Annotated in this window: 1 protein-coding gene; it reads left to right on the top strand. The window is 64.3% G+C overall.

Features of this window, described 5'->3' with window-relative positions:
* Positions 1-1,649 (top strand): electron transfer flavoprotein-ubiquinone oxidoreductase (locus ACFMPD_RS17495; RefSeq protein ID WP_380997314.1); only part of this gene is annotated, 1,649 nt, incomplete at its 3' end.

Here is a 1,649-nt window from a genome sequence, read left to right on the forward strand (position 1 = left end):
ATGACCCAGATCGAACGCGAAGCGATGGAGTATGACGTTGTGGTCGTGGGGGCTGGTCCTGCGGGGTTGTCTGCTGCGATCCGGCTGAAGCAGCTGGACGGCGATCTGAATGTCGTGGTTCTGGAGAAGGGCAGCGAGGTCGGGGCGCATATCCTGTCGGGCGCGGTTCTGGATCCGTGCGGTCTGGACGCGCTGATCCCGGACTGGCGGGACAAGGGCGCGCCGCTGAACGTGCCGGTGCGGGCGGACAATTTCTATATGCTGGGCGAGGCCGGCAAGCTGCGGGTGCCGAACTGGCCGATGCCGCCCCTGATGAGCAATCACGGCAAGTACATCGTCAGCATGGCCAATGTCTGCCGCTGGATGGCCGAGCAGGCCGAGGCGCTGGGGGTCGAGATTTTCCCCGGCATGGCCTGTTCCGAGCTGGTCTATGACGATGCCGGCGGCGTCAAGGGCGTGGTCGCCGGCGAGTTCGGCAAAGAGGCCGATGGCAGCCAGGGTCCCGGTTACGAGCCGGGCATGGAGCTGCACGGCAAATACGTCTTTCTGTCCGAGGGCGTGCGCGGCAGCCTGGCCAAGGAAGTCATCGCGAAATACGACCTGAGTGCCGGGAAAGAGCCGCAGAAATTCGGCATCGGCATGAAGGAGATCTGGGAAATCGACCCGGCCAAGCACCGCGAGGGCGAGGTCACCCATACGATGGGCTGGCCGCTGGGCGGCAATGCCGGCGGCGGGTCTTTCATCTATCACCTTGAAAACAATCAGGTCTATGTCGGGTTCGTGGTGCATCTGAACTACAAGAACCCGCATCTGTTCCCGTATATGGAGTTCCAGCGCTTCAAGCATCACCCGATGGTGGCCGATCTGCTGAAGGGCGGCAAGCGGGTGGCCTATGGCGCCCGGGCGATTTCCGAGGGCGGCTGGCAGTCGATGCCCAAGATGGTGGCGCCGGGCGTGGCCTTGCTGGGCTGTTCGGTGGGCATGGTCAACGTGCCGCGGATCAAGGGCAACCACAACGCGATGCTGTCGGGCAAGGCCGCGGCCGAGGCCGCGCATGCGGCGCTGCAGGCCGGGCGCGCCGGCGACACGCTGGACGCCTACGAGACCGAGGTGCGCCAGGGCGCGATCGGCGCCGATCTGAAAAAGGTGCGCAATGTCAAGCCGATGTGGTCGAAATGGGGGATGCTGCCCAGCCTGGCCCTGGGCGGTCTGGACATGTGGACCAACAGCCTGGGCTTTTCGCTGTTCGGCACGCTGGGCCATGGCAAGACCGACGCCGCGGCGACCGAACCGGCCGACCGGCACAAGCCGATCGACTATCCCAAGCCCGACGGCACGCTGTCCTTTGACCGGCTGACCAACGTGGCGTTCTCCTTTACCAATCACGAGGAAAGCCAGCCCGCGCATCTGCGTCTGAGCGATCCCGAAGAGCCGGTGCGCGACAGCCTGACCCGATATGCCGGCCCGGCGGCGCGCTACTGCCCGGCCGGGGTCTACGAATTCGTCGAGGAACCGGGCAAGGACACCAAGTTCGTCATCAACTTCCAGAACTGCGTGCACTGCAAAACCTGCGACATCAAGGACCCCAACCAGAACATCACCTGGGTCACCCCACAAGGCGGCGACGGACCAAACTATCCGAATATGTA

Source organism: Sedimentitalea sediminis, assembly GCF_042687825.1.
GTDB lineage: Bacteria > Pseudomonadota > Alphaproteobacteria > Rhodobacterales > Rhodobacteraceae > Sedimentitalea.